This window comes from Sphingopyxis italica (assembly GCF_011926545.1).
Taxonomy (GTDB): domain Bacteria; phylum Pseudomonadota; class Alphaproteobacteria; order Sphingomonadales; family Sphingomonadaceae; genus Sphingopyxis; species Sphingopyxis italica.
The window spans coordinates 226,047-251,561 of sequence record NZ_JAATIT010000003.1; the positions used below are offsets into that span (position 1 = coordinate 226,047).

Annotated in this window: 26 protein-coding genes; 12 read left to right on the top strand and 14 right to left on the bottom strand. The window is 65.4% G+C overall.

Annotation, left to right across the window (positions count from 1 at the left end; all coding sequences use genetic code 11):
- Window positions 1-8 precede the first annotated feature (8 nt).
- The 5 genes from GGR90_RS12340 to mddA are packed head-to-tail and all read left to right on the top strand — an operon-like array spanning window position 9 to window position 3,550.
- Window positions 9-686, top strand: a complete 678-nt coding sequence (locus GGR90_RS12340; RefSeq protein ID WP_167922131.1) for a SufD family Fe-S cluster assembly protein — start codon at window positions 9-11, stop codon at window positions 684-686.
- 44 nt (window positions 687-730) lie between these two features.
- Window positions 731-1,933, top strand: coding sequence for an aminotransferase class V-fold PLP-dependent enzyme (locus GGR90_RS12345; RefSeq protein WP_167922132.1), 1,203 nt, complete (start codon window positions 731-733; stop codon window positions 1,931-1,933).
- Window positions 1,930-2,400 (top strand): SUF system Fe-S cluster assembly protein, encoded by a 471-nt coding sequence (locus GGR90_RS12350; protein WP_167921759.1) that lies wholly within the window; start codon window positions 1,930-1,932, stop codon window positions 2,398-2,400. The genes GGR90_RS12345 and GGR90_RS12350 overlap by 4 nt, the downstream gene beginning before the upstream one ends.
- Window positions 2,400-2,756 (top strand): HesB/IscA family protein, encoded by a 357-nt coding sequence (locus tag GGR90_RS12355; protein WP_209023735.1) that lies wholly within the window; start codon window positions 2,400-2,402, stop codon window positions 2,754-2,756. Before GGR90_RS12350 ends, GGR90_RS12355 begins: the two co-directional genes overlap by 1 nt.
- A 59-nt stretch (window positions 2,757-2,815) precedes the next feature.
- Window positions 2,816-3,550: a methanethiol S-methyltransferase gene (gene mddA / locus GGR90_RS12360; protein WP_167921761.1), complete on the top strand. Its 735-nt coding sequence runs from the start codon at window positions 2,816-2,818 to the stop codon at window positions 3,548-3,550.
- On the opposite strand, the gene GGR90_RS12365 is transcribed toward mddA, so the two are convergent.
- The gene (locus GGR90_RS12365) at window positions 3,547-4,263 is read right to left on the bottom strand and encodes an extensin-like domain-containing protein (protein WP_167921762.1); all 717 of its coding nucleotides are present in this window, start codon (window positions 4,261-4,263) and stop codon (window positions 3,547-3,549) included. The genes mddA and GGR90_RS12365 overlap by 4 nt on opposite strands.
- 68 nt (window positions 4,264-4,331) lie before the next feature.
- Here GGR90_RS12365 and GGR90_RS12370 point away from each other — a divergent pair, with 68 nt between their 5' ends.
- Entirely contained in the window at window positions 4,332-5,876 is a 1,545-nt protein-coding gene (locus GGR90_RS12370; protein ID WP_167921763.1) for a tryptophan halogenase family protein, read from the top strand.
- A gap of 118 nt (window positions 5,877-5,994) precedes the next feature.
- Here GGR90_RS12370 and GGR90_RS12375 read toward each other — a convergent pair whose 3' ends face one another.
- A complete protein-coding gene (locus GGR90_RS12375) occupies window positions 5,995-7,383 on the bottom strand; it encodes a cation:proton antiporter (protein ID WP_167921764.1) in 1,389 nt (462 codons plus the stop codon).
- Between the two features lie 248 nt (window positions 7,384-7,631).
- On the opposite strand from GGR90_RS12375, the gene GGR90_RS12380 reads away from it, so the two are divergent.
- Together GGR90_RS12380 and GGR90_RS12385 are read left to right on the top strand one after the other, a co-directional pair.
- On the top strand, window positions 7,632-7,871 hold the full coding sequence (locus GGR90_RS12380; protein ID WP_167921765.1) for a type II toxin-antitoxin system prevent-host-death family antitoxin: 240 nt from the start codon (window positions 7,632-7,634) through the stop codon (window positions 7,869-7,871).
- Window positions 7,871-8,365, top strand: a complete 495-nt coding sequence (locus tag GGR90_RS12385; protein WP_167921766.1) for a PIN domain-containing protein — start codon at window positions 7,871-7,873, stop codon at window positions 8,363-8,365. Before GGR90_RS12380 ends, GGR90_RS12385 begins: the two co-directional genes overlap by 1 nt.
- Window positions 8,366-8,820: 455 nt before the next feature.
- On the opposite strand, the gene GGR90_RS12395 is transcribed toward GGR90_RS12385, so the two are convergent.
- Window positions 8,821-10,227 carry a cytochrome P450 gene (locus GGR90_RS12395; RefSeq protein ID WP_167921768.1) on the bottom strand — a complete coding sequence of 469 codons (1,407 nt, stop codon included), beginning with the start codon at window positions 10,225-10,227 and terminating at the stop codon, window positions 8,821-8,823.
- A gap of 172 nt (window positions 10,228-10,399) precedes the next feature.
- Here GGR90_RS12395 and GGR90_RS12400 point away from each other — a divergent pair, with 172 nt between their 5' ends.
- On the top strand, window positions 10,400-11,251 hold the full coding sequence (locus GGR90_RS12400) for a hypothetical protein (RefSeq protein WP_167921769.1): 852 nt from the start codon (window positions 10,400-10,402) through the stop codon (window positions 11,249-11,251).
- Window positions 11,252-11,254: 3 nt separating this feature from the next.
- Here the strand turns inward: GGR90_RS12400 and GGR90_RS12405 are convergent, their stop codons facing one another.
- The 8 genes from GGR90_RS12405 to GGR90_RS12440 all read right to left on the bottom strand — a co-directional run bounded on the left by GGR90_RS12405 (window position 11,255) and on the right by GGR90_RS12440 (window position 20,141).
- Window positions 11,255-12,586 carry a dicarboxylate/amino acid:cation symporter gene (locus GGR90_RS12405; protein ID WP_167921770.1) on the bottom strand — a complete coding sequence of 444 codons (1,332 nt, stop codon included), beginning with the start codon at window positions 12,584-12,586 and terminating at the stop codon, window positions 11,255-11,257.
- A 48-nt stretch (window positions 12,587-12,634) separates the two neighbouring features.
- Window positions 12,635-13,978: a dicarboxylate/amino acid:cation symporter gene (locus tag GGR90_RS12410; protein ID WP_167921771.1), complete on the bottom strand. Its 1,344-nt coding sequence runs from the start codon at window positions 13,976-13,978 to the stop codon at window positions 12,635-12,637.
- A 114-nt stretch (window positions 13,979-14,092) separates the two neighbouring features.
- The gene (locus GGR90_RS12415; RefSeq protein ID WP_381449597.1) at window positions 14,093-15,874 is read right to left on the bottom strand and encodes an SLC13 family permease; all 1,782 of its coding nucleotides are present in this window, start codon (window positions 15,872-15,874) and stop codon (window positions 14,093-14,095) included.
- Window positions 15,875-15,878: 4 nt separating this feature from the next.
- Entirely contained in the window at window positions 15,879-16,955 is a 1,077-nt protein-coding gene (gene aroC, locus GGR90_RS12420; RefSeq protein WP_167921773.1) for a chorismate synthase, read from the bottom strand.
- Window positions 16,952-17,326, bottom strand: a complete 375-nt coding sequence (locus tag GGR90_RS12425) for a VOC family protein (protein ID WP_167922133.1) — start codon at window positions 17,324-17,326, stop codon at window positions 16,952-16,954. The genes aroC and GGR90_RS12425 overlap by 4 nt, the downstream gene beginning before the upstream one ends.
- Window positions 17,326-18,153 carry an enoyl-ACP reductase FabI gene (gene fabI / locus GGR90_RS12430; RefSeq protein WP_167921774.1) on the bottom strand — a complete coding sequence of 276 codons (828 nt, stop codon included), beginning with the start codon at window positions 18,151-18,153 and terminating at the stop codon, window positions 17,326-17,328. The genes GGR90_RS12425 and fabI overlap by 1 nt, the downstream gene beginning before the upstream one ends.
- The gene (locus GGR90_RS12435) at window positions 18,150-19,220 is read right to left on the bottom strand and encodes a YhjD/YihY/BrkB family envelope integrity protein (protein ID WP_167921775.1); all 1,071 of its coding nucleotides are present in this window, start codon (window positions 19,218-19,220) and stop codon (window positions 18,150-18,152) included. The genes fabI and GGR90_RS12435 overlap by 4 nt, the downstream gene beginning before the upstream one ends.
- A gap of 3 nt (window positions 19,221-19,223) precedes the next feature.
- Entirely contained in the window at window positions 19,224-20,141 is a 918-nt protein-coding gene (locus tag GGR90_RS12440) for a DnaJ C-terminal domain-containing protein (protein ID WP_167921776.1), read from the bottom strand.
- A gap of 135 nt (window positions 20,142-20,276) precedes the next feature.
- Here GGR90_RS12440 and pdxH point away from each other — a divergent pair, with 135 nt between their 5' ends.
- Complete coding sequence (gene pdxH / locus GGR90_RS12445) at window positions 20,277-20,855, top strand: pyridoxamine 5'-phosphate oxidase (protein ID WP_245198649.1); 579 nt, start codon at window positions 20,277-20,279, stop codon at window positions 20,853-20,855.
- Window positions 20,852-21,670: a PhzF family phenazine biosynthesis protein gene (locus tag GGR90_RS12450; protein WP_167921778.1), complete on the top strand. Its 819-nt coding sequence runs from the start codon at window positions 20,852-20,854 to the stop codon at window positions 21,668-21,670. The genes pdxH and GGR90_RS12450 overlap by 4 nt, the downstream gene beginning before the upstream one ends.
- On the opposite strand, the gene GGR90_RS12455 is transcribed toward GGR90_RS12450, so the two are convergent.
- A complete protein-coding gene (locus GGR90_RS12455; RefSeq protein ID WP_167921779.1) occupies window positions 21,665-22,822 on the bottom strand; it encodes a serine hydrolase domain-containing protein in 1,158 nt (385 codons plus the stop codon). The two genes, GGR90_RS12450 and GGR90_RS12455, sit on opposite strands and share 6 nt — an antisense overlap.
- Between GGR90_RS12455 and GGR90_RS12460 the strand changes: the two genes are divergently transcribed.
- Window positions 22,821-23,252 carry a hypothetical protein gene (locus GGR90_RS12460; RefSeq protein WP_209023736.1) on the top strand — a complete coding sequence of 144 codons (432 nt, stop codon included), beginning with the start codon at window positions 22,821-22,823 and terminating at the stop codon, window positions 23,250-23,252. The two genes, GGR90_RS12455 and GGR90_RS12460, sit on opposite strands and share 2 nt — an antisense overlap.
- Window positions 23,253-23,261: 9 nt before the next feature.
- Here GGR90_RS12460 and GGR90_RS12465 read toward each other — a convergent pair whose 3' ends face one another.
- Window positions 23,262-24,044 carry an AraC family transcriptional regulator gene (locus GGR90_RS12465; RefSeq protein ID WP_167921780.1) on the bottom strand — a complete coding sequence of 261 codons (783 nt, stop codon included), beginning with the start codon at window positions 24,042-24,044 and terminating at the stop codon, window positions 23,262-23,264.
- A 226-nt stretch (window positions 24,045-24,270) separates the two neighbouring features.
- Window positions 24,271-25,194, bottom strand: coding sequence for an alpha/beta fold hydrolase (locus GGR90_RS12470; RefSeq protein WP_167921781.1), 924 nt, complete (start codon window positions 25,192-25,194; stop codon window positions 24,271-24,273).
- Between the last annotated feature and the right edge of the window lie 321 nt (window positions 25,195-25,515).

The window sequence follows — 25,515 nt, forward strand, 5'->3', positions numbered from 1 at the left end:
ATAGCGATATGGAGGCGCTGACGCGCCTCTGGCCCTTGCCAGCGCCCGAGAGCATCGTCGTGCCCGCGGGCGGCGACTTCAAACGCGCGATCATTCAGGATGAAGGCGCGATCCGGCAGATCGACATGAGCGTCGGCAAGGGCGCGACCGCGTCGCTGCATATCCTCAACATCGGCGGCGCCTATGGCCGCATCGAACTGAACGTCACGCTGCACGAAGGCGCCGACTTCGCCCTCGGTGCGGCGCAGATCGGCGGGGGCGAGCAGAATCTCGAGATCGTCACCACCGTCACCCACGCCGAACCCGGCGCGACATCGCGGCAGGTCGTGCGATCGGTTCTCGGCGGGACGGCGACCGGCACCTATCTCGGCAAGGTCGCGGTTGCGCGCGATGCGCAGCAGACCGACAGCGAGCAGGATGTGAAGGCGATGCTGCTCGACCGCAGCGCGACCGCCAACGCCAAGCCCGAACTCGAAATCTTCGCCGACGATGTGAAGTGCGCGCACGGCTGCGCGATCGGCGAGCTCGATGCGATGGCGCTTTATTATCTGCAATCGCGCGGATTACCGCCGAGCGAGGCGAAGAAGCTGATGTTGCAGGCGTTCGTCGCCGGGGTGTTTGAAGGCGCCGAGGATGCGGAAGCTTTGCAGGCGCTCGCGCTGGCGAAGCTGGGAGAGTTGGTGTGAGCAATCCCAACCCCTCCTCTCCGTTCGCATCGAGCGAAGTCGAGATGCCCATCGGCAATGCGCGCCTTCGGGGTGTCTCGACTTCGCTCGACACGAACGGGATTAGAGGTCAGTTCCCCGGCCTGACCCCCGGCTGGCATTATCTCGACACCGCCGCGACCGCACAGAAGCCGCAGGCGGTGATCGACGCGACGGTGAACGCGATGGGCCGCAACTATGCGACCGTGCATCGCGGCGTCTATGCGCGCTCGGCCGATATGACGCTCGCCTATGAGGCCGCGCGGCGGCGGATTGCGGGCTTTATCGGCGCGAAGGAAGAGCAGATCGCGTTCGTGCGCGGGGCGACCGAGGCGATCAACCTTGTCGCCTATTCGCACCCGAAGAAGGGCCGCGTGCTGCTGTCGGTGCTCGAGCACCACAGCAATATCGTTCCCTGGCAGCTAGCGGGCTGGCAGGTCGATGTGTGTCCGCTGACGGCGGACGGCTGCATCGACCTCGATGCCGCCGAGAAATTGCTGACACCCGAACATAATATGGTCGCCTTCGCGCATGTGTCGAACGTCCTCGGCAGCCCGCTCGACGTCGCGCGCGCCGCCGAACTCGCGCACCGCGTTGGGGCCGAGTTGCTGGTCGACGGCTGTCAGGCGGTGCCGCGGCTCCCCGTCGACGTCGCGGCGCTTGGCTGCGACTATTATGTCTTCTCGGGCCACAAGCTCTACGGCCCCACCGGCGTCGGCGTGCTGTGGAGCGACAAGCTCGATACGCTGCCGCCGTGGCAGGGCGGCGGGTCGATGATCGACCGCGTGACCTTTGCCAAGACGACCTACGCCCCCGCGCCCACCCGCTTCGAGGCGGGCACCCCCGCGATCGTCGAGGCGATCGGGCTCGCGGCGGCGGTCGATTATGTCGAAGCGATCGGGATCGATGCGATCCACGCGCATGAATGCGCGCTGGTCGGCAGCGTGCGCGAACAACTCGCGCGCAAGAACAGCATCACGCTCTTTGGCCCCGAAAACAGCGCCGGAATCGTGAGTTTTGCGATGGCGGGGGTTCATCCGCACGACATCGGCACTATCTTGGATGAAAGCGGGGTCGCGATCCGCGCCGGGCACCATTGCGCACAGCCGCTGATGGAGCATCTGGGTGTCGCCGCGACCGCGCGCGCGAGTTTTGGCGTTTACAGCAATGACGACGATGTGGCGGCGCTGATCGATGGCCTCGCCCGCGTCGAGAGGATTTTCGGATGAGCGAGGACCGCATGATCAAGGTCGAGGAAGTCGAAAGCGTCGAGGCACCGCCGAAGGCGCGCGTCGAGGACGTGGAAAGCGCACCCGAGAAGTTGGAGCGCAAGCGCGACTATCTGGAAGGCTTTCTGGCCGCCAAGCCCGCTGCGGTCGACCCGCACAGCGTCGGCGGCGACCTCTATGAAGCCGTGATCAACGCGCTGAAGGATATTTACGACCCGGAAATCCCGGTAAATATCTATGATCTTGGTCTGATCTATAATGTCGAGATCAACGATGGCCACGCGCTCGTCACGATGACGCTGACGACGCCGCATTGCCCGGTCGCGGAATCGATGCCCGCCGAGGTTGAACTGCGCGTCGGCGCGGTTCCGGGCGTCGGCGATGCCGAGGTCAATCTCGTCTGGGATCCGCCTTGGTCGCCGCAGAATATGAGCGACGAAGCGCGGCTCGAACTGGGGATGCTGTGATGACCGAAACGAAAACCCGCGCGCGTCCGGCCGCCGTCGCCCTGACGCCAAATGCCGAAGCCCGCATCGCCAAGCTGATGGCGGAGGCGCCCGAGGGTGCGATCGGCGTCCGCCTGTCGACCCCGCGCCGCGGCTGTTCGGGGCTCGCCTATTCGGTCGATTACGTCACCGAGGAGCAGAAATTCGACGAGAAGATCGAGACGCCCGGCGGCGTCTTCTACATCGACGGCGCGTCGGTGCTCTACCTGATCGGCAGCATGATGGACTGGGTCGAGGATGATTTCGCCGCGGGCTTCGTCTTCGAGAACCCGAACGCCAAGGGCGCGTGCGGCTGCGGCGAAAGTTTCACCGTCTAAAGCGCGCTTTTCGGCGAAAAACATGCTATGATGCTCTCTCGAAATGAAGGGGCAGCACCATGGTTCGTGCCTTCTATCTGGCCTATGCGGCCCTGTGCTACGCGATATTCTTCGCGACATTCCTTTACCTTATCGCCTTCGTCGGCAACTTTCCTTTCGCCCAGCCGACCGTCGATTTCGCACGCGACGCGCCGCCCGGGCGCACCCTGCTGATCGATGTCGCGCTGATCGCACTGTTCGGCGTCCAGCATAGCGCGATGGCGCGGCCGGGGTTCAAGGCGGCGTGGACGCGCATCGTCCCCGCGCCGATCGAGCGCAGCACCTATGTGCTGTTCGCAAGCGGGGTGCTGATCATATTGATGCTGTTCTGGCACGAATGGGCGACGCCCGTCTGGACGGTGACCAATCCCGTCGGCGCGGCGGTTCTGTGGGCGCTATTCGGGCTCGGCTGGCTGATCGTTCTCGTCAGCACCTTCCTGATCAACCATTTCGAACTGTTCGGGCTGCAGCAGGCATGGTTCGCATTGCGCGAGAGGGCGGCCGCGCCGCCGGTGCTGCGCCAGCCGCTCTTCTACCGGTTCGTCCGTCACCCGCTCTATGCCGGGTTCTTCCTCGCCTTTTGGGCGACGCCCGCGATGACCGTGGGGCATTTGCTGCTCGCGGCCGGCTTTTCGCTCTATATGCTGATCGCGATCCGGCTCGAGGAGCGCGACCTGCTCGATATCTTCGGGGAGGCCTATGCCGGCTATCGCAGGCGGGTCGGCATGCTCATTCCGCGTATCGGTCGCCGCTAGCGGCAGACCGTCCAGCCCGCCGTGCGCGCCGCCATGTCGAAGTGGAAATGATTGGCGTGCGCCGCATTATGGTCGGGTGACAGCACTGTGCTGAACAGGCCGCACGTCTCGTCGCGCACCGCGTGGAGGAATTCGCTGCGCCGGTCGCCGGGCTCCCAGTCATTGATCAGCGTGACGCGCGTCCCGTCGGCGAGGATGAAGGCCGAGATGTCGATCGCATTGGCGGTCGAATGCTCGCTCTGCGCTTCGCGCCCCGCGATCTTGCGGCAATTATAGCTGCCGAGATTTTCAAGCTCGACCACCTTTTGCCCGAAATGTTTCGCCGCGAGCGGCTGGACGACATCGCGGTCCCACAGAACCATCGCCGCGGTCACCGCGCAGCCGGGTGCCGCACCCGCGGGCCGCATCGTCGGCACGAATTTGTTGCCCGTCAGGATCATGCGCTGGCTCGCGCGGCATATCCCGTTGCCGACCGGCGGCCGCCGCAGATAGCCGGCGTCGGCGCGGTCGAAGGCGGCAAAACAGGCGGCATCGTCGCCGGCGAGTGCAACCAGCTTGCCATGCGTCGCCCATCCCTGTGGATGCGCGAGTTCGAAGCGCGCGCCGGAGAAATGCTCGGGATGGTCGCGCGCCCACCGCATGGCGAAGATCGCGCCGATCGTCAGCAGCACCGCGACGGCGAACCAGATCAGATAGGGGCGGAGAGTCTTCATGGGTTTCGCCTTACCGGTGCCGCAAATTACCGCTTGGCGAAAGCATTTTGCGGCTCGATAGGTTCCCAATGGCGAAACGTTCGATCCTGATCGTCGGCGGCGGCACCGCGGGTTGGCTGACCGCCGCCTATCTCGCGCGCTTTTTCGACCTGCCGCGCAACCCGCGCCTGTCGATCACGCTGCTGGCGTCGGACGAGATCGGCAGCATCGGCGTCGGCGAAGGCGCCTTTCCGACTATCCGCGATACGCTGCGGTTCATCGGCATCGACGAAAGCGCGTTCGTGCGCGCGACGTCGGCGACCTTCAAGCAGGGCATTCGGTTCGACGATTGGGTGCACACCCCCGAAGCCGGCCGGTCGAGCCATTATCTCCATCCTTTCGAGCCGCCATTCCACGGCGACGGACACAGCCTCGTCGCCTATTGGCTGCTTCAGAATGAGGCGACGCGGCGGCCGTTCGCCGAGGCGATGACGATCCAGAACCGCGTCGCCGAGGCGCAGCGCGCGCCCAAGCGCCCGGGCGAAGGCGAGTTCACGGGGCCGCTGAACTATGCTTATCATTTCGACGCCGCGCGGCTCGCCGAAATCCTGTCGGCGCAGGCGAGCGCGATGGGGGTCGCGCATCTCGGCGGGACGCTGACGGGCGTCGGACTGAATGCCGAGACGGGCGCGATCGATCATGTCATCACCGCCGAGCATGGGACGCTGACCGCCGACCTCTATATCGACTGTTCGGGTTTCCGCGCCGAACTGATCGGCGGCGCGCTGCAATCGCCGTTCCGGGGGGTCAAGCACCAGCTGTTCACCGACCGCGCGCTCGCGTGCAAGCTGCCCTACGACCGCCCCGACGTGCCGATCGAAAGCTATACGATCGCCGCGGCGCACGAGGCGGGGTGGACGTGGGACATCGGCCTCGCCGGCGCGCGCGGCATCGGCTGCGTCTATTCGAGCGATCATCTGAGCGACGCGCGCGCCGCGGAGATATTGGCGGGCTATACCGGCGGGCGCAGCCACGACGTCAATGTCCGCTCGATCCCGTTCGAGGCGGGGTATCGCCCCGCGTCATGGGTGAAGAATTGCGTCGCGGTCGGGCTGTCGGGGGGCTTCCTCGAACCGCTCGAATCGACGGGGCTCGTGATGATCGAGACCGCGGCGGCGATGATCGCCGAGATGTTCCCGCTGAACGGCCCGGTCGGCGCGCCGGCGCGGCGGTTCAACGAGCTGATGGCGGCGCGCTACGACAATATCATCAACTTCCTGAAGCTGCATTATTGCCTGAGCCGGCGCGGCGAAGGTTTTTGGCGCGACAATGGCGATCCGGCGTCGATCCCCGACCGGCTGAAGCAATTGCTGGAGGAATGGCGCTATCGCCCGCCGAGCCGCTTCGATTTCATCCTCGACCTCGAAAGCTTCGCGCCCTTCAACTACCAATATATCCTCTATGGCATGGGGTTTCACACCGACCTGTCGCCGGTGCGCGAGGATTTCCCCGACGTGGCCGAGGCCGAACGCATCTTTGCCCGGATCAGGAGTTTTGGCGACCGCGCGGCGAGCGAACTGCCCGCGCACCGCGCGATGATCGACCAGATCAACGCGGGTGGCGCTTACGCCTGACACCCCGTTCGTCATCCCGGCGTAGGCCGGGATCTCCACGGTGCGTCAGGATGCGGAGGCGAGATCCCGGCCTGCGCCGGGATGACGATTGGGGCATAGTTACAGCGCGGGGAGCTTGTCAGGCGGGTTTCGCCGCCAGCTGGCCGTCGCCCCGCGGCGCCTCGGGCCCGTCGATGCCGAGCTGGCCGAGTTCGCCCGTCTCGCGCGCCTTGCGGCCATAGACGATCTCGAACAACGGCCCCGCCATCACCGTGGTGATGATCGCCATCAGCACCATCATCGAAAAGAGCGTCGGGCCGATGATCCCCTTTTGCAGCCCGATGTTGATGATGATCAGCTCCATCAGCCCGCGCGCGTTCATCAGCGCGCCGATGCCCATCGCGGTCCGGTTGTCCTCGCCCGCGAGGCGCGCCGCGAGCCAGCAGGCGCCGAACTTCGCCGCGATCGAGACGAGCAATATGCCGAGCGCGAGCGCGAGCAGCATCAGGCTGTTCACCGTGTCGAGCCGGGTATTGAGCCCCGAGTAAGTGAAGAAGACCGGGACGAGCAGGATCGTGATCGGGCTGATCTTGCGCTTGATTTCCTCGGTCAGCTTGCCACGCGGCATACAGGCGCCGAGGATGAAGCCGCCGAACACCGCGTGGATTCCCGCCGCGTCCATGACGAAGGCGCAGAGCGCGAAGAGTATCAGTATGATCGACAGCATCGTGTCGCTCATTTCGCCGCGCTCCTCGACGATGCGGCCGAGCGGCAGCAGCAGCCGGCGCCCGATGAAGAACATGAACAGAGCGAAGCCGAGCCCGCCGACGATCGCGATCAGCGCGACGCCGGGGCCGCCGCCGAAGGTCGCGAGCACGATCGCCAGCACGCACCACGATGCGGCATCGTCGAATGCGCCCGCGGTCAACGTCAGCGTGCCCAGCGCGGTGTCCGCCAAGCCGCGCTCGTTGATGATGCGTGCGAGCATCGGAAAGGCGGTGAGCGCGATGCACGCGCCCATGAACAAGGTCGCGCTGCCCTGGCTGAGCCCCTCGGTGAAGAGGCCGGGAACGTCGAGCAGAAAAGGCGTGATCAGCGCGGCGAACAGGAAGGGCGCGATAATGCCCGCCGCCGATACGCCCATCGCGCTCTTCGCCTTCGACTGGAAATGATCGAGGCGGAGCGTGGTGCCGACGAGAAACATGTACAGGCCCACACCGACCTGGGCGCAGACATAGAGGATGCTGCGCGTTTCCTTCGGGAAAAGCGCCGCCTGAAATTCGGGGAAGAAGAGGCCGAAGAGCGAGGGCCCGATAAGCACGCCGGCGATCATTTCGCCGACGACCTGCGGCTGGCCGAGGAATTTCTTCGCGGCCCAGCCGACGGCGCGGCAGACGAGCAGGATCACCGCGATCTGGAGGAAAAAATGGATGCTGAAGTCGGCCGGCGTATAGCTCGCCGCCGAATTGACCGCGGGCCCGTGCGCACCGAGGACATCGCCGATCGCGCGGAGCAGCTCATCGAACATATTTGATACCAATTTCCCTCTCCCACCGGAGCGCCCGCGATCTGAATGGAGCCGCTGTGCGCCTGTTCCCGGCATCAGGAGGCATGAAAGCTTCGTCGGCGCAACGGTGGAAACGCGATTGGGCGCGCCCGCTTCTGTCGATTTTCCAGGTCGTTGTCATTTTTGTTGCCGGGTCGCCACAGTGTAGTAACATACCTACATGTGAACGATCACAATATGCCATGATTTTGCACGCGAGGAGGGGGATGATGAAGCGCGTCACGAGCCGCGAACTCAATCAGGACGTCAGCCGCGCCAAGCGATTCGCGCTGGTCGAGCCGGTGTTCGTCACCGACCGCGGGCGCCCCACCCACGTCCTGATCAGCATCGACGCATGGCGGCAGCTGAGCGGCGAGCGCGAGAATATGGCTCAGCTGCTCGCCGCGCCGCCCGGCGAGGCCGCGCTCGCCCCTTCGCTTCTGCGCAAGGCACTGGACGGGCGCGGCTGATGTTTCTGCTCGACGCCGAGATCCTGTTCGATCTGCGCCACGCCCGGGCCGATGGCGATGGCGCCGCGCTCGCCGGATGGGCACAGCGGACGTCGCGGCAGTCGATGTTCCTGTCGGCGCTGTCGCTCGTCGAGCTGGAGAATGCCGCCGCGCGGGCCGCGAAGCAGGGCAAGGCGGCGGGCGCGGCGTGGCGCGACTGGATCGACGGGCAAGTGCTGCCAGCGTTCGAGGGGCGCGTGCTGCCGGTCGATCTCGCGGTTGTGCGTCGCCGGGCGGCGTTGGCGCTCGATCACGATCGCGATGCGCTGCTCGCCGCAACCGCGCTCGAACATGGGCTGACGCTGGTCACCTATCGCGCGTCGGCCTTTCGCGGCACGCGAGCCAAGCTGCTCGATCCCAGCCGTGCCACGCCCGATGCCGGCGACGATGGCGACTGGCGCGAGGCAACGCGCGGTCGGTCGCCGTGGATCCGGAACCTGTTTATTCGGGGGTGATGATTGGGCGGCCTGTCTCACCGGGACGGCCAAAGCGCAGCTAGCGACCGATTGCGGACATCAGCCTCCGCGCATGCACTCGCCGACTATAGGTTCAAGTAAACCCTCATCGTAAGCACCATAATCCTTGAAGGCCCCGCGCTCAGAAGCTTTCTTGACAATGCAGCCGCACAGTTGGCGGCGCGCCGACGAGTTGGGTTCAAGCTTAACCGCCTTCGCTTCGCATGCCTCGATGCGTGCGCTTTCAGTGCTACCCGAAGCGTCTAGCGCCTCAAGCTCACTGTTAGTGCCTGACGCGTTCCAGAGGATCAGTGGGATGCCCACAATTACGAAGAGGAGGCCGAAGCCCTTGGGTGCCTGCGTGCCAATCATGGTTCGGTGATGGCAGATACAAGTAACAAGATGGTAAACTCTGCAGGGTCCGCTAACCACCCCAAAGCCAACACTCCATCCAGCTACAGCGGCACGAAGCTCACCGTCAGCCCGTCCTTCGGCCGCGGGATCGGCAGCACCTGCCATTCGGGCGCATAGCCTTCCGCCACGACGATCCGGTGCGTCGTGATGACATGATGGAAGAATATCTTCGCCTGCATGTAAGCGAAGTGCAGCCCGAGGCACATGTGCGCGCCGCCGCCGAAGGGCACCCAGGCATATTTGTGCCGCTCGCGCGCGACTTCGGGCGAAAAGCGCATCGGGTCGAACTTTGCGGGCTCGGGCCAATGCTCCTCCATCATATGCGTATAGGCGGGGCTGACGCCGACCGAGGTGCCGGCGGGGATGCGGTAGCCGCCATATTCGAAATCCTTGAGCGCCCGGCGCGGAAAGCTCGGCACCGGAGGCACGAGCCGCAATGCTTCCTTGAACGCCCATTCGGTCATTTCGAGCTGGCCGAGGCTATTGTGCCCGACCCCCTCGCCCGCCGGCGCGACGCTCAGCATCTCCTCGCGCAGCTTGTCCTGCCATTCGGGATGGCGCGCGAGTTCCCAGACGAGCGTGGTGATCGAGCTGGTGATCGTGTCGTGCGCCGCCATCATCAGGAAGTTCATATGGTCGACGATCGCCTCGACGCTCATATAATCGCCGTTGTCGTCGCGCGTGCGGCAGATCTGGCTGAACATGTCCTCACCGCTGCCTTCGCGCCGTTCGGGCACCATCTCGCCGAAATAGTCGACCAGATAGGCGCGTCCTTTGGCGCCGCGGCCCATCGCGGTGAAGGGCAAGGGCACGCGCACGACGCCGATCGACGCCTGCACCATGTCGACGAACGCCTTGTTGACCTTGTCGGCTTCGGGCCCCCACGGGATGCCGAGGAAGCTGGTCGCGGCGAGATCGAGCGTCAGTTCCTTGATCGCGGGATAGAATTTGAAGGTCTTGCCGCTCCACTGGCCGATGCGGCCCTTGATCCCCTCGTTCAGCGAATCGGCATAGTGGCGCATCGGTTCGGGCTTGAACGCGACCGACAGCACTTTGCGATCGGCGCGGTGCTTTTCGAAATCCATCAGCATCAGCCCGCGCGGGAAGAGCAGGTTGAGCACCGGCCCCCAGCCCTGTTCGGACGAGAAGATCTTTTCGCGGTCGAACATGATCAACTCGTTCGCCTCCGGCCCGTGGAGCGCGACGCTGCGCCCGCCGAAGCTGTTGTTGCGATAGACGCGGCCATATTTGGCAACCATGCGGTCGGTGAAGCCGCGATAATCGCCAAGCTGTTCGAGCGTGTTGCCGATGATGGGCATGCCATCCTCGCCCGGAATATGATCGAGCGCCTGATCGGGATTGCGCGGCAGCCAGTGCCGTGTTTCCGGCCCGAAACGCTTTTCGGACCACTGGCTGTGGGCAGGCTGGATATTCGTCGGCGCGTTCATCGGTCGATCCTCGTCCAATATGTTCGGGCACTAGGCGTAACCAACTACTGACATTGATGCAAGTAAGCCCTTTCCGGTCGCGGAACACCATTCACCGCAAATTCAACTCGACTCGCGCAATTTGCTGATCGAATGACGGGTCGCAACCGTTGGACCCCAAAGGACAAAGCCCATGGCGAAGAGTTTGAAGCGTCCCCTTTCCATCGCGCTCGGCGCGCTCGCCGCGACGACGCTCGGCGGCTGCTATTATGGCGACGTCTATGGCGCGAGCTATGCGTCGGGCGGCGATTGCGCCGCGCGCTATGGCGACGCCTATTACGACTATGACGGCTATGCCTATGACGACGGCTATGGCTACGACTGTTACGACGCGTCGGATTATGGCAGCGGTTTCGTCAACATCGGCTTTGGCGGCGGCTGGTACGACGATTATTATTATCCCGGCTATGGCATGTGGATGTTCGACAATTACCGCAACCGCTATCCGCTGCGTGATCGCTACCTCAACTATTGGGGCGGACGCCGCGCCTGGTGGAAACATCATGGCGGGCGCAAGGACTGGAAGCCAGGCCGTCCCGGTGGCTGGCATCGCGGCGATCGCGACGATGACGGTCCGCGCGGTACCCGGCCGGGCCGGCCGGGCAAGCCCCCGGCAACGGGCAATCCGGGTCGCCCCGGCTGGAATCACGGCGACCGCGACGGGCGACCGGGCGATGGCCGTCCGGGCCGCCCAGGGGGCTGGAACCGCGGCGACCGCGACAACGATGGCCCGCGCGGCACGCGGCCGGGGCGTCCGGACAGGCCGCCGGTAGCGGGCAATCCTGGACGCCCCGACCGCGGTCCCGGCGCGGGTCGTCCGCGTCCGGGGCGCGACACCTCCTCACCCGGGCGCCCCGCTCCGTCGGCGCGGCCCGACCGCGGCCCACGTCCGGCGCCGGCGGTGCGCAGCGCACCCGCGCCGCGCGCCGTTGGGCCGTCCGGCCGCGGGCACACCGACCGGGCGAACAAGACCCGCCCCAAGTGAGGGTCAGTTTGGCGGTGCGGCCCTTGCCGGCGTCCCGTCCTTCACCCCCGCCGACACCACCGTCGCCGCGACGAGATCGCCGATCACGTTGAGCGTCGTGCGGCACATGTCGAGGAAACGGTCGACGCCGAGGATCAGCCCGATCCCTTCAGGCGGCACGCCGACCGAGGCGAGAATCAGCGCGATCACAGGCAGCGACCCCGCGGGCACCCCCGCTGTCCCGATCCCGCCGAGGATACAGACGAGCATCACGACGATCTGTTGCTGAAGCGTCAGGTCGATGCCGAAGAATTGCGCGAGGAAGATCACGGTCACCCCCTCGAACATCGCGGTGCCGTTCTGGTTCGCCGTCGCCCCGATGGTCAGCACGAAGCGCGCGACCTTGTCGGGCAGGCGCAGACGGTCGTGCGCGACGCGCAGCGCGGTCGGGAGCGTCGCGTTCGACGAGGCGGTCGCGAAGGCCATGACGAAGGCCTCCTGCGTCTCGCGGAAAAAAGCGACGGGCGATTTTCGCGCGAGCGTTTTGAGCAGTAGCGGGAAGACGACGAACATCTGGAGCGCGAGCGCGAGCAGCACGACCCCGACGAACGCCGACAGGCGGATGATCAGGTCCCAGCCGAACTGCGCGGCGAGGTTGAACATGAAGCAGAAGACGGCGATCGGCGCGAGCTGGATGACGAGGCCGATCAGCTTCATCACCACCTCGAAAATCCCTTCGATCGCGGTCTTCAGGGTTTCGGTGCGCGGGGTGCTGACCAGCATCAGCCCGATGCCGAAGAAGAGCGCGAAGAACATCACCGCGAGCACGTCGTTCGCGCCCATCGCGGCGAAGATATTATCGGGGACGATCGCCACGACCGCGTCCATTCCCGATTTCGATTCCCCCGCGCGATCGGCGATCGCCTGCGCCCCCGCGGCGCCTTCGGCCATCAGCGAGCGCGCCAGCGCGGGATCGACCCCGGCGCCCGGCTGGATCAGGTTGACGACGAGAAGGCTGATGACGACCGAAATCGTCGACACGGCGATCGTATAGACGAGCGTGCGCAGCCCGACCGATTTCAGCGCGCGCATCTCCCCCATCTCGGCGACCCCGACGATCAGCGCCGAGACAAGCAGCGGGATGACGAGCATGAAGAGCAGGCGCAGGAAAATCTGCCCCAGCGGCCCCGTTACATAGGTGGTGACCGTTTCGACCCACGCCGCGCCCGGCGCGCCATAGTGAACGGCAAGCCCGATGACGAGACCGGCGAGGAAGCCGATGAGCATTCGCCAGCGCAGCCGCCGCGCGCGCGCTTCGTCGCGTCCGGCCTCGTCGATTGCGACCGCTTCGGCCATGTCTCAGCTCCTTGCTCGCCCCCATCAGGCGGCCGGCAGCCCCGTGCGTTACGCGGTATCGGCCGCCGGCTTATTGTCCCCCGCCGCATCACTATCACGAAGATCGAGCCCGCGGGTTCCATGATGCGGTGTATGCGCCGGTGCGTGCGGGCGTTCGGTGTCGGCGGGTTCGGGCACTTCGAGCATGCCTTCCCATTTGGTGATGACGCTGGTCGCCACCGCATTGCCGACGACGTTGGTCGCGGTGCGGCCCATGTCGAGAAAATGGTCGATCGCGAAGACGAGTGCGACGCCCTCGACCGGCAGGTCGAACATCGCGAGCGTCGCGGTGATGACGACGAGGCTGGCGCGCGGCACCGCGGCGATTCCCTTCGACGACACCATCAAAGTCAGGAGGATCAGGATCTGCGTGCCGATCGACAGTTCGATGCCATAGGCCTGCGCGATGAAGATCGTCGCGAAGCTCGCGTACATCATCGAGCCATCGAGGTTGAAGCTGTAGCCGAGCGGCAGGACGAAACCTGAAATGCGGCGCGGCACGCCGAAACGGTCGAGCTGTTCGAAGAGCTTCGGCATCGCGGCTTCGGACGAGGCGGTCGAAAAAGCGATCAGCAGCGGTTCGCGGATGTAACGGATCAGCTGGAAGATGCGCCGGCGCAGGAAGATCGCACCAGCGGCGAGCAGCAAGACCCACAGCAGGACGAGCGCGATATAGAATTCGACCAGCAGTTCGGCATAGGTGGCAAGAATGCCGAGACCATTTTGCGCGACCACCTTGGCCAGCGCACCGAACACCGCAAGCGGCGCGAGACGCATGACATAGCCGGTGATCTGCAGCATCAGTTCGGCGAGAGCTTCGGCACCGCGCACCAGCGGCCGGCCCTTTTCGCCGAGCGCGGTCAGTCCGACGCCGGCGAAGAGCGCGAAGACGAGGATCTGGAGAACATTATTCTCCGCCATCGCCGCGATGACGTTCTTCGGGAAAATATGTTCAATGAACTCGAACATATCGAGCTTCTTGACCTCACCCACCGACTGGGCGGAGACGGCCATGTCGATCCCGACGCCCGGCTGGAGCAGGTTGACCATGACGAGGCCGAGAGTGATCGAGATCAGGCTGGCGATGATGAACCAGGCGATCGCGCGCGTGCCGATGCGGCCGAGCGCCGAGCTGTCGCCCATATGCGCGATGCCCGCGACGAGCGTGCCCAGGATCAGCGGCGCGACCAGCATCTTGATGAGGTTGAGGAAGATGGTGGCGAGCGTGCCGAAGCTGCGCAGCCAATATTCGAACGCCTGGCTGTCGGCGGGCACCGTGACGCGGACCGCGTATCCCACCACAATCCCGAGCACCATGCCCGCGAGAATATACAATGTAAGCTTGCGGTCCATGCGGCCGTCCCCCGAAATTCATTATTGGCGCGCCGTGACCGGCCGGATTCTTCGCCCCTTTGACCCGCCGCGGGCCGCAGCGTCAAGGGGCTGGCGGTTCGCCCCGCTATGCCGTCAGGTTATGAAGAAGGAGATCGCGAAACAGGTCGAAACCCCGGTGATGATGTTGAGCGGCACCCCGATCTTTACGAAATCGACGAAGCGATAATCGCCCGCGGCATAAACGATCGTGTTGGTCTGATAGCCGATCGGGGTCGCGAAACAGGCCGAAGCGCCGATCATCAGCGCGATCACCAGCGGCCGCGGATCGACCCCCAGCTGCGCGGCGATCGCCAGCGTCACCGGCGTCATCAGCGCCGCGACCGCATTGTTGCTGAGCAGTTCGGAGAGGATGAGCGCGAAGAAGTAGATGCCAAAGATGAGCACCCACATCGGCTGCCCGACCAGCAAGGGTTCGACCCAGCCGACCATCATCGCGACCGCGCCGCTCTGTTCGAGCGCGAGCCCGACCGCGAGCATCGCGAAGATCAGGATCAGCACGTCGCCGTCGATCGTGCCCCACGCCTCTTCGCTGTCGATGCAGCGCGTCACGAGGATCACGCCGATCGCGATGATCGCGGCGACGCCGATCGACAGGATATCGAATGCTGCGAGCGCGACGACCGCGATCATGCACAGGATCGCGATCCACGCCTTGCCGCGCCGGAATGCGCGGACCTTGGCGAGGTCGGCACCGATCAGGTGCGGATTGTCGCGCAGTGCCTCGACCTCGCGCGGCCCACCGGCGACGAGCAGGCGATCGGCGGGACGGATGCGGATGCTCGCAAGATCGGGGCCGGGCTCGTGCGCCGGACGATCGAGGCCGATGACGCGCGCACGGACTTTCTGCAGAAAGGGTATGTCGGCCAGCCGCTGGCCGATCGCCGGATGGTTCGACGCGATCATCGTTTCGACGACCATGTCGCCCTCGGCCGGCTCGCCGGAACCGATGCCGAGCCGAAACCGGCCCTGCTCGCGCCAGGTCATCAACGTTGCCCCGTCGACGCGGACGATCAGCCGGTCGCCCGCCGCGAGCGTCCAATGTTCAAGGTCGCCGCCGCGCACGACGGCCGAGCCGCGGCGCACGCCGACGATGCGGCCAGAACGCGGCAGGTCGCGGAACGCCTCGACCGTCATACCGACCAGATCGTCATCCTCGTCCAGCACCAGTTCGGTCAGATATTGGTGCGCGTCGTGCGTCCCCGCAGGCCCTGTCATGGACTTGTCCGACGGCAGGAGCCACCACATCAGCGCAAGGCCGATCATCCCCGACGCGGCGGTGACGAGGCCGATGGGGGTGATTTCGAAAATGCCGAAACGCTCCATCCCCGCCTGACGCACGATGCCATCGACGACGAGGTTGGTCGAGGTTCCGATCAAGGTCAGCGTGCCGCCGAGCACCGCGGCGATCGACAGCGGCATCAGCAGCTTTTTCGCGCTGACCCCCGTCACCTCGGAAAGCTTCAACATGATCGGGATCAGCACGACGACGACCGGCGTGTTGTTGAGGAACGCCGAGGCGACGAGCGCGCCGACCAAAACTTCGACGATGGCGAGCCGCGGGTGCTTTTCCGCGCGCTTCATGATCGCGTCGGCGACGCGCTGGATCACGCCGGTGCGGATGAGCGCGCCCGACAGCACGAACATCGCGCCGATGACGATCGGCGCCGAGTTGGAAAAGACCGAATAGAGGCCGTCGGCGTCGAGGATACCGAGCGCGAGATAGGTGCAGGCGCCGAGGATCGCGATGACGGTCGCGGGCAGCCGCTCCATCAGGAAGCCGACGAACATCGCGGCGAGAATGATCAGCGACAGGGCGGCCTGGTGCGCTTCGATGAAGGCCCGCAGCGCGTCGATCATGTCAGCCGCATTGCGCGCGGTGAAGCAATTTATGATCGGCGAGGACGAGCGCCATCATCGCCTCGACCACCGGCGCGCCGCGAATGCCCACGCACGGATCGTGGCGGCCCTTGGTGACGATGTCGGTCGCCTCGCCCGCCTTGTTGACCGTCGGGACGGGAGTCAGGATCGAGCTCGTCGGCTTGAACGCGACACGCACGACGACGGGCTGGCCGGTCGAGATGCCGCCCGCGATGCCGCCGGCGTTGTTCGACAGGAAATCGGGACGGTTGCTGCCGTCGGTCGCCGGGCGCATCGGATCGGCATTTTCCTCGCCGCGCAGGCGCGCCGCGTGGAAGCCCGCGCCGATCTCGACGCCCTTGACCGCGTTGATGCCCATCATCGCGGCGGCAAGGTCGCTGTCGAGCTTGGCATAGATGGGTGCCCCCCAGCCGGCGGGAACCCCGCTCGCGGCGCATTCGATGACCGCGCCCAGCGAGCTCCCCGCCTTGCGCGCGGCGTCCATCAGCCCTTCCCAGCGCTGTGCCGCGGCGGGGTCGGGACAGAAAAAAGGATTGCGATCAATCTCTTCAAGGTCGAAGTTCGCAGGGTCGATCGCATCGCCGCCGATTTCGGCGACCCAGGCGTGAATCTGCACCTCGGGGATCACGAGCCGCGCGACCCCGCCCGCCGCGACGCGCGCCGCGGTCTCGCGCGCGCTCGACCGGCCGCCGCCGCGATAGTCGCGGATGCCATATTTGGCGTCATAGGCATAATCGGCGTGGCCAGGGCGATAGGCCTGCGCGATCTCGCCATAATCCTTCGACCGCTGGTCGACATTCTCGATCATCAGGCTGATCGGCGTGCCCGTCGTCTTGCCCTCGAAGATGCCCGAGAGAATGCGCACCTGGTCGGGCTCTTGTCGCTGCGTCGTGTGGCGCGACTGGCCGGGACGGCGTTTGTCGAGAAAAGGCTGAATATCGGCTTCGGAGAGCGACAGCCGCGGCGGACAGCCATCGATGACCGCACCGAGCGCGGGGCCGTGGCTTTCGCCCCAGGTCGTGAAGCGAAGGATGCGTCCGAAGCTGTTGAAACTCATATGCCCCGCGCCACCCTGTCCATAAATTCGATCCGGTTGCCGAAAGGGTCTTCGGCAAAAAAACGATAGCGCCCATCAACCGGACTGTCATCTTTGGTGGCATTACCGGCGGCTTCGATACGGTGTCGCAGTGCTGCTAACTCGTCGGTCGCCAGCGCAACATGGGCTTTCTTTGCGGCGCGAAAATCGGCGTCGACCCCGACGTGCAATTGCTGCGCGCCGAGTTGGAACCAGCAGCCCCCGCGCCCCGCCATCTCCGGCGGCTTGGGCAGCTCGGTCAGACCGAGCAACTCGCCATAAAAGCCCCGCGCCGCATCTTCGCCGCCGACGGGAATGGCGATCTGGACATGATCGATGGCCAGATCGACCATCACACCAGCGCGATGTCCGGGGCGTCTTCCTGTTTCATGCCGACGGTGTGGTAACCCGCGTCGACGTGATGCGTTTCGCCCGTCACCCCGCTCGCGAGGTCGCTCAAAAGATAGAGCGCCGAACCGCCCACATCGTCGATCGTGACGTTGCGGCGCAGCGGGGCATTATGCTCGTTCCACTTGAGGATCAGGCGGAAATCTCCGATTCCCGATGCCGCCAGCGTCTTGATCGGGCCCGCCGAGATCGCGTTCACACGCACCCCCTGCGGGCCGTAATCGTTGGCGAGATATTTGACGCTGGTTTCGAGCGCCGATTTGGCGACGCCCATGACGTTGTAATGCGGAATGACCTTTTCGGCGCCATAATAGCTCAAGGTCAGCAGCGAACCGCCGCCCCCGCCCGTTTCGGGGTCGAAGGGCGTCATCATCGCCGCCGCGCGCCTGGCGACCGCGGTGAAGCTGTAGACGCTGATGTTCATCGTCATCAGGAAGTCGTCGAGCGTCACATCGGCATAATGGCCGCGCAGCGCCTCCTTGTTGGTATAGCCGATCGCGTGGACCACGAAGTCGATCGTCGGCCAGCGCGCGCCAAGCGTCGCAAAAGCCGCATCCAGATTGTCCATGTCGGCGACGTCGCAATCGATCAGGAAATCGCAGCCAAGCTCGTCGGCGAGCGGCTTCACGCGCTTGAGCATCACATCGCCCTGATACGAAATCGCGAGCTCGGCGCCCGCGCCGTGCAGCGCCTTCGCAATGCCCCAGGCAAGCGATTTATCGTTGGCGAGGCCCATAATCAGCCCGCGCTTGCCCTGCATAAGACCCGTCATATATTTTCTCCGGCAGTCACGTCGTCGACGCGCCCAATAGCGTCGTGGCCCAAATCCTCAACCTCGACGAGCGCGGCATTGAGTTCGGCGCCCATCACCATACCCAATCCGACGAGGTAGAAAAAGAAAAGCGCGACCATCACACCCGCAAGACTGCCATAGGTTGCGTCATAGCTGAGCAGGCTGGCGAGCAGCGGCGGCAGCGCGAGAGTGACGCCGATCCACCACGAAGTCGTGAACAGCGCGCCCGGCCATTTCGGGCATTTTTTGAGCCGCCGGTATTTGGAGGGGGTGAGGCTGTAAAAGAGCATGTAGATGGCGAGGAACAGCCCCGCGCCCGACACCCCGCGCGAGATCAGCACCACCCCCCACGCCTGATATTGTTCGGGCAGGAAGCGGGTGACGAATTGTTCGATGCCGACGATCAGCACCTGCATGCTGAACGACAGCAGCATCAGCACGACCGCGCCGGTGATGATGCCGATCGACAGCAGCCGGTAATGGAAAAAGCCCTTCGAAAAATGCGTGCCATAGGCGCGGCGCAGGATGTCGCGAACGGTTTCGATCAAGCTGCCCACCGTCCACAGTGCGACGAGCGCGCCGAGCCACAGGAAGATGCCGGTGCGCGCGGTCATCACCTCGCGGATCGGACCCGACAGCGCCTTCGCGACGGTCGGCGGCATGGTCGAGAACACCGCCTCGACCGCGCGTTCGCCGCCGGCGCTGCCGCCGAAGATCGACAGCGCGGCGGCGAGCAGGATGAAGAAGGGGAAGAGCGCGATCAGCGCGAGATAGGCGAGATTGCCCGCGTGGATAAAGCCGTCGGTATAGGTGCCGACGATGACGCGGCGAACGACATGATAGGCGCGCGTGCCGGGGCCGAGCTGTTCGCGCCCGCGCTCGATAAGTCCCTCGGCGCGCGCGCGCAAATGAACGCGCTTGGCGCGTTCGGCGCGTGCTTCGGGCGAATGCGGCGAATGACCCTCGGCCAGGAATTCCTTGCCGACCTCGTCGGCGACCTCGCGCTCGAGCGCGGCGGCGATCTTTTTATCGTGGGTATCAGCCACGCATCACACGCCGAGTTCCGCCCGCACGTTGCGCGGATCGGTCCATTCGCTGAGCAGCTTGATCAGCGCCTCGTCGTCGGCGGGCAGATCGACCATCAGCCGCACGAGCTGGTCGCCGCGCCCGCCGCTTTTCTGGCTGAAGCCCTTTCCTTTCAGGCGCATCACCTTGCCCGACGAGGAACCTGCGGGGATCGACAGCATCACCGGGCCGTCGACGGTCGGTACCTTGATCTTCGCCCCCTTGACCGCCTCGTTCAGCGTGACGGGCAGGTCGAGGCGGATGTTGGCGCCCTCGCGCTCGTAGAAGGGATGGTCCTTGACCGTGATCGTGACGATGCCGTCGCCGGTGCCGCCCGGACCCGCCTGCCCCTTGCCAGCGAGGCGCATCTGCGTTCCCGTCTCGACCCCGGCGGGGAGTTTCAGGTCGATCGTGCCCCCATCCGCCAGCGTGATGCGCTGCGGCGCCTGCGTCGCGGCGTCGATGAACGAGACCGACAGGCGATAGGCGACATTGGCGCCCTTTTGCGGCGGCGCGCTGCGTCCGCCGAACCCGCCGAACGGCCCGCCGCCGCCGCGGCCACCGAACAGCCCTTCGAAAATGTCGCCGAAGTCGGCGCCGTCGTTGCCGAAACCACCCTGCGTTCGAGGATCGCCGCGAAAACCGCCGCCTCCCCCGCCATAGCCGAAGGGCATGGCGGGATTGCCGTCGCCGTCGATCTCGCCGCGGTCATATTGCGCGCGCTTGGTCTTGTCGGACAGGAGGTCATACGCCTTGGTCACGTCGGAGAATTTCTCCGACGCCTTGGGATTGTCCTTGTTCTTGTCGGGATGCAATTCCTTGGCGAGCTTGCGATAGGCGGACTTGATTTCCGCTTCGCTTGCAGTCTTCGCAACGCCCAGGGTGGAATAGGGATCGGCCATTTTGCTCCTGTAGCCCGATAAGTGACTGGGCGTGAAGGCCCATTGCGCGCGCCATGTGGTAATGTGCCGGGGCGCGGTCAAGTTCCACATATATCGCGCTCGACCGCGAGGGCGGGGCGCATTATGACCCCGCGCATGACGGATGATCCCTTTGCGCTGTTCGATGGCTGGTTCGCCGAAGCGCGCGCCAGCGAACCCAACGACGCCAACGCGATGGCGCTCGCCACGACGACGCCGGACGGACGGCCGTCGCTGCGCATGGTGCTTTTGAAGGGCCATGGCCCCGACGGCTTCGTCTTCTATACCAACCTCGACAGCCGCAAGGGCGGCGAACTCGCGGCGAACCCGCATGTCGCGCTGCTTTTTCACTGGAAGTCGCTACGCCGCCAGATCCGCATCGAGGGGCCGGTGTCGCCGGTCGAGGAAGCCACCGCCGATGCCTATTTCGCGACGCGCAGTCGCGACAGCCAGCTCGGCGCCTGGGCGAGCGACCAGTCGCGCCCGCTGGACAGCCGCGAGACGTTCGAGACGCGCTTCGCCGACATGCAGGCGCGCTTCGAGGGACAGGACGTGCCGCGCCCGCCGCGCTGGTCGGGCTGGCGCGTTAATCCTTCGGCTATCGAATTCTGGCAGGACCGGGCGCACCGGCTGCACGAACGCACATTGTTCCGGCGCGCCGGCGATAGCTGGACGAAAGGATTTCTATATCCATGAGCGCGGCCCGCCGCCTTCCGATCACGCAGGTCGACGCCTTTGCCGACCGCGCCTTTACGGGCAATCCCGCCGCGGTGATGCCGCTCGAGGAATGGCTCGACGACGCGACCCTGCAAGCGATCGCGGCCGAGAATAATCTCGCCGAAACCGCCTTTCTCGTGCCCGACGAGAGCGACGAGGCGGATTATGAGCTGCGCTGGTTCACCCCGACGCTCGAGGTGGCGCTCTGCGGCCATGCGACGCTGGCGAGCGGGCATGTCCTGTTGTCGGCGGCGCAGTGGCGGAGCGAAATGCGCTTTCGCACCCGCAAGGCGGGCATCTTGCAGGTCAGGCGTGACGGCGATGACGAAGGCTATCGCATGAAGCTGCCCGCTTATCGGGCGGAGGCCAAGCCTCTGTCCGAGATCGCGCGCGCGATGGGCGGCGATGTCGTCGAAACGCTGTGGCACGAGGGCGGCTATGCGCTGATCGTCTACCATGGCGCCGAAGAGGTTCGCGCACTGGCACCCGACCTCGCCGCTCTCAGCGAGGGCGACGTCCTCTATATCGCGACCGCGCCGGGCGCGGACGACCCGTCTGGCGCCGACGTCGTCAGCCGCGCTTTCGCGCCCGGTGCCGGCATTCCGGAAGATCCGGTGACCGGATCGGCGCACAGCGTTTTGACGCCCTATTGGACGACTCGCCTCGGCCGCGACGCCTTCGCCGCCTATCAGGCGAGCGCGCGCGGCGGCCATCTCGGCTGCCGCCTCGACGGCGACATGGTCGAACTGACCGGCACTTGCGTCACGACCTTGGTGGGCGATTTTCTGCTATAAGCTTTCGGTGAGATCGGCGAGATGCCCGCGCAGCGCGGGAAACTGGTCGTCGCGGGTGACGCCGAGCCGCACGATCGTCACCCGCTGCGACGGCGAGACGATGATATATTGCCCCTGGTGGCCGATGCAGGCGAAGAGGTCGTTCGGACCGCGATCGGGCCATAAAGCCGGCGTGACGCCGGCGGGACGCTTGCGGTTCAGCCAGATATGCCCGCCATAGCCCGCATCATTCCTCGACGGCGTCAGCATGAAGCGCAGCCAGGTTTCGGGGAGCAGCCGCTGGCCGTTGACGACGCCGCGATTGCGCAAAAATTCGCCGAACTTCGCATAATCGCGCGCGGTCGCGTGCATGATCGACCCACCGATCATCGTGCCCTTCGCGTCGAACTCGGGGGTCAGGCTGGCCATGCCGAGCGGCTCGATCAGCCGTCCGCCGATGAAGTCGCGCACCGCATCGCGCCGCGCCTCGGGATTCGGCGACGGCGTCAGCGTGTCGGCGACGATGTCCGACAGGATGACGCTGGTCGCCGAGCTATAGTTGAAGACCTCGTCCGGCTGTGCCGCCGCGGGCTTGGCCTCGGCGAATCCCGCCATGTCCCCCGCCCCGTCGCCGAACAACATCGCGACCGTATCGCCCTGCCAGATCGGATCGCCATTTTCGACATGTTCGAGCCCCGAGGACATGTGCAGCAGATTGCGCAGCGTGATCGCGCCGCGCGGATCGCCGCTGCGCTGCCACGCCGCCACGGGGGCCGGCCCGTCGAGCGACAATTGTCCGTCGGCGACGAGGAAGCCGGTGAGCACCGCGGTGATGCTTTTCGCCATAGACCAGCTGATCAGCTTGGTATCGGGGCCGAAACCCGCGCCATAGCGTTCGTAAATCAGCTCGCCGTCGCGTAGCATGAGCAGCGCGCGCGTCTGCCCGACATCGTCGGCGTCGGTGAACAGCGCGTCGGCGCGCGTCCTGATCGCGGCGGGCAAGGCGGGCAGCGCGCGCGGCGTCGCGGCCACCTCGACGTCGTCGAGCGACGCCCCGAACTTCGGCGCCGGCGACGCGGGCGCCATCATCCCCTGCCCCGCCGCTTGAGTCAGCGTCCACGCCCCCAGCATCGCGAGGGCGGCACTTGCCAGAAGCCGTTTTTTCGTGATCATGGACCAAGTGAATAACATCAATCCGACCGGCGCTTCAACGGGCGAGACGCCGCCAGCCGTCCCCTCGTCCGCCGCGCCACCGGCGGATGCGACGCCATCGCGGAAGAAGCCGGGCCGCCGGGGCGGCTGCCTGCCGTGGGCGATCATCGCCGCAGTGCTGATCGCCATCTTCGCGATCTGGAAATTCCCGTCGTTCAAGGCACAGGCCGAACTGGGGTCCGCCTATGCCGCACGCGTCGGCTGTTCGTGCCGCTATGTCCAGGGCCGTAGTCTCGAAAGCTGTCAGAGCGATTTCGAGCCCGGGATGGAGATGGTGTCGCTGAGCGAAGATTCGGCGATGAAGACGGTCACCGGCAGCGTCCCGCTGCTCGCGTCGCGCAGCGCGCGCTACGCCGGTGCGAGCGGTTGCCTGATGCAGCCGGATAATTAGAGTCCCGCTCTACTCCTTCTCGTCCACCGGCACGATCGCCGACCAGTGTCGGCGGCGCCACTCGCCCGGCGACATGCCGATCTTGCTCCGGAAGAGCGCGCACAGATGCGCATGGCTCGAAAATCCGGTGGCAAAGGCGATTTCGGCGATCGACAGCGGGCGGTTCATCAGGAACCAGCAGGCGCGGCGCAGCCGCTGACGCAGCACATATTGCGCGGGCGTGCGCCCGGTCGCGCGGGCGAAATGGACGATCAGGCTGTTTACCGACATGCCCGCCTCGGCCGCCATATCTTCGACGGTCAGCGGCGTTTCGAGTCGCGCCTGAATGAAGGTCATCAAGTCGTTGATTCGCCGGGTCAGGGCGAGGGATTCGGCTCGCCCGACCATATGATCGAGCGTCCTCGCGAGGATCGCGATCAGCGGATCGGCGGCCGAGGCGTCGCCCGCCGCGACCGCCCGAACGAGCGCCGCGAGCGCGAGATCGTGGTGCGCCGCAAGCGCGCGCGTGTCGAGCGCGATCGACAGCAGCGGCACCGGAATCTCGACCTCGCTATAGCGGACCGCGCCCCCCTTCGCAGCGGCGCGATAGACAAGCCCCGCGGGCACCAGCCACATCTCGCCCGGCAGCGGATCGCCGAGCGAAGTCCGCATGTCCCCCAGCCAGGTTTCGAGCCAGTGATAGCCGCCCGCCTCGTAAAGGATCAGCGCATGGACATCGCGTTGGATCGTCCAGTTCGAAGGGCCATCGATCCGGTCAGTGATCGAGGCGACCCTGAGTCCTCCCACTTCCATGCCCGAAGTATGGCAAGAATGGGAGAATGTGAAAGCCTGCTATATTCCCCAATAATATGGTTAAATCGCCCCATCCAAATTCCTCGGCCCCAATCGCAGCCGAGACAAATATAGTGCGGGCAAGACTATAGACGCGTGCCCCAAAACACGCGGACACAGACCCCCCCGAAGGCGGACGGCGCGATCGCCGTCCGCCACTTTTTCACGATCAATAGAAGCGGTTACCTCAACCTTGGACGAGGAAGGCATCCATCGCGCGATTGACCGCGTCGGGCGCATCCCAGGGTACGAAATGACCGCAATCCGGAACCTGGACGATCGTCACATCGGGAACCAGATCCTCCATGCCGTCGAGGTTGCACGGCGGCAGCGCGACATCGTCGAGCGCCCAGATCACCAGCGTCGGGATGGCGAGTTTCGGAAAGGGAATCGCGGGCGGCTCGGTATAGGGCTCGTCCATCGCGGGCACGTCGATCGTCGAACCGCGATACCAGTTGATCATCGCGCGGCAGGCGTCGCGATCCTCCCAGTCCTTCAGCAACCGGCCGATCTCGTCGGCGGGCTGCAACCCGCCGCTCGGCACGCGCCCGGCAAAGGCGTGGGCGAGAATGCCGGCAATGCCATGTTCCTCGATGATCGCATCGCTCGCGGGATCGCGGAAGGTGCGGATATACTGGCTTGCCGCGCGCTGATCCTCGTTGGTCGCGAGCAGCCGCTGGAAGATGCCGGGATGCGGCGCGTTGGCGATCACCGCGCGGGTGACGCGGCCGGCCCATGCGGGATGCAGCCCGCCCGGCTGGCCGCCGAGCGCGACGCCCCACGCGATCGCCCCGCCCCAGTCGTGCCCGACGATCGTGAATTCACCGGCGCCCAGCGCGTCGGCGAGCGCGAAGATGTCGGCGATCAGCTTGTCGGGGGTGTAAGACTCGACATCCTGCGGCTTCGACGACCCGCGATAGCCGCGCTGATCGGGAGCGATGCAGCGGAAGCGGTCCGCGAAATGCGGCAGTTGATGACGCCACGTGCGGTGCGATTCGGGGAAGCCGTGGAGGAAGATCAGCACGGGGGCATCTTTGGGGCCCATGTCGACGACGTCGAGTTCGACCCCGGTCGAAAGCTTGACGCGCTGCTGTTCGAAATCGCCGATCATCGAATTGCTCCCTCGGGCTTCATTGGTTTCTTTTCGAAACCAATCTGGCGGGGATTGGCCGGGCTGGCAAGTGGACACCGCCCCGGCGCATCATAAGCGAGGTCAAGACAGAGAGAAACTTCTGCTTGGGGGTGGGGAGCGGACATAGGTCCCCTAAGGGAACTCAAATAGACCGCAACCGCTCGGGGCGACGGCCGCAACCGGTGTTTGCGGTCATCCTCATGTTCCGTTCGTGTCGAGCGAAGTCGAGACACCCATCGACGTAGCGCCTTGCCCGATGGGCATCTCGACTTCGCTCGATGCGAACGGATTCAGGAACGG

Bases quoted from the DNA above. Each gene is read 5' to 3' on its own strand.
- GGR90_RS12470 (WP_167921781.1), bottom strand. From the start codon at position 25,194: ATGATCGGCGATTTCGAACAGCAGCGCGTCAAGCTTTCGACCGGGGTC.
- GGR90_RS12450 (WP_167921778.1), top strand. From the start codon at position 20,852: ATGAGCGCGGCCCGCCGCCTTCCGATCACGCAGGTCGACGCCTTTGCC.
- GGR90_RS12355 (WP_209023735.1), top strand. From the start codon at position 2,400: ATGACCGAAACGAAAACCCGCGCGCGTCCGGCCGCCGTCGCCCTGACG.
- GGR90_RS12375 (WP_167921764.1), bottom strand. From the start codon at position 7,383: ATGTTCGATGAGCTGCTCCGCGCGATCGGCGATGTCCTCGGTGCGCAC.
- GGR90_RS12405 (WP_167921770.1), bottom strand. From the start codon at position 12,586: ATGGCCGAAGCGGTCGCAATCGACGAGGCCGGACGCGACGAAGCGCGC.
- GGR90_RS12465 (WP_167921780.1), bottom strand. From the start codon at position 24,044: ATGGAAGTGGGAGGACTCAGGGTCGCCTCGATCACTGACCGGATCGAT.
- fabI (WP_167921774.1), bottom strand. From the start codon at position 18,153: ATGACGGGTCTTATGCAGGGCAAGCGCGGGCTGATTATGGGCCTCGCC.
- GGR90_RS12410 (WP_167921771.1), bottom strand. From the start codon at position 13,978: ATGGACCGCAAGCTTACATTGTATATTCTCGCGGGCATGGTGCTCGGG.
- GGR90_RS12425 (WP_167922133.1), bottom strand. From the start codon at position 17,326: ATGGTCGATCTGGCCATCGATCATGTCCAGATCGCCATTCCCGTCGGC.
- GGR90_RS12460 (WP_209023736.1), top strand. From the start codon at position 22,821: ATGGACCAAGTGAATAACATCAATCCGACCGGCGCTTCAACGGGCGAG.
- GGR90_RS12345 (WP_167922132.1), top strand. From the start codon at position 731: ATGCCCATCGGCAATGCGCGCCTTCGGGGTGTCTCGACTTCGCTCGAC.
- pdxH (WP_245198649.1), top strand. From the start codon at position 20,277: ATGACGGATGATCCCTTTGCGCTGTTCGATGGCTGGTTCGCCGAAGCG.
- GGR90_RS12400 (WP_167921769.1), top strand. From the start codon at position 10,400: ATGGCGAAGAGTTTGAAGCGTCCCCTTTCCATCGCGCTCGGCGCGCTC.
- GGR90_RS12340 (WP_167922131.1), top strand. From the start codon at position 9: ATGGAGGCGCTGACGCGCCTCTGGCCCTTGCCAGCGCCCGAGAGCATC.
- GGR90_RS12350 (WP_167921759.1), top strand. From the start codon at position 1,930: ATGAGCGAGGACCGCATGATCAAGGTCGAGGAAGTCGAAAGCGTCGAG.
- GGR90_RS12395 (WP_167921768.1), bottom strand. From the start codon at position 10,227: ATGAACGCGCCGACGAATATCCAGCCTGCCCACAGCCAGTGGTCCGAA.
- GGR90_RS12385 (WP_167921766.1), top strand. From the start codon at position 7,871: ATGTTTCTGCTCGACGCCGAGATCCTGTTCGATCTGCGCCACGCCCGG.
- GGR90_RS12440 (WP_167921776.1), bottom strand. From the start codon at position 20,141: ATGGCCGATCCCTATTCCACCCTGGGCGTTGCGAAGACTGCAAGCGAA.
- GGR90_RS12365 (WP_167921762.1), bottom strand. From the start codon at position 4,263: ATGAAGACTCTCCGCCCCTATCTGATCTGGTTCGCCGTCGCGGTGCTG.
- mddA (WP_167921761.1), top strand. From the start codon at position 2,816: ATGGTTCGTGCCTTCTATCTGGCCTATGCGGCCCTGTGCTACGCGATA.
- aroC (WP_167921773.1), bottom strand. From the start codon at position 16,955: ATGAGTTTCAACAGCTTCGGACGCATCCTTCGCTTCACGACCTGGGGC.
- GGR90_RS12370 (WP_167921763.1), top strand. From the start codon at position 4,332: ATGGCGAAACGTTCGATCCTGATCGTCGGCGGCGGCACCGCGGGTTGG.
- GGR90_RS12455 (WP_167921779.1), bottom strand. From the start codon at position 22,822: ATGATCACGAAAAAACGGCTTCTGGCAAGTGCCGCCCTCGCGATGCTG.
- GGR90_RS12380 (WP_167921765.1), top strand. From the start codon at position 7,632: ATGAAGCGCGTCACGAGCCGCGAACTCAATCAGGACGTCAGCCGCGCC.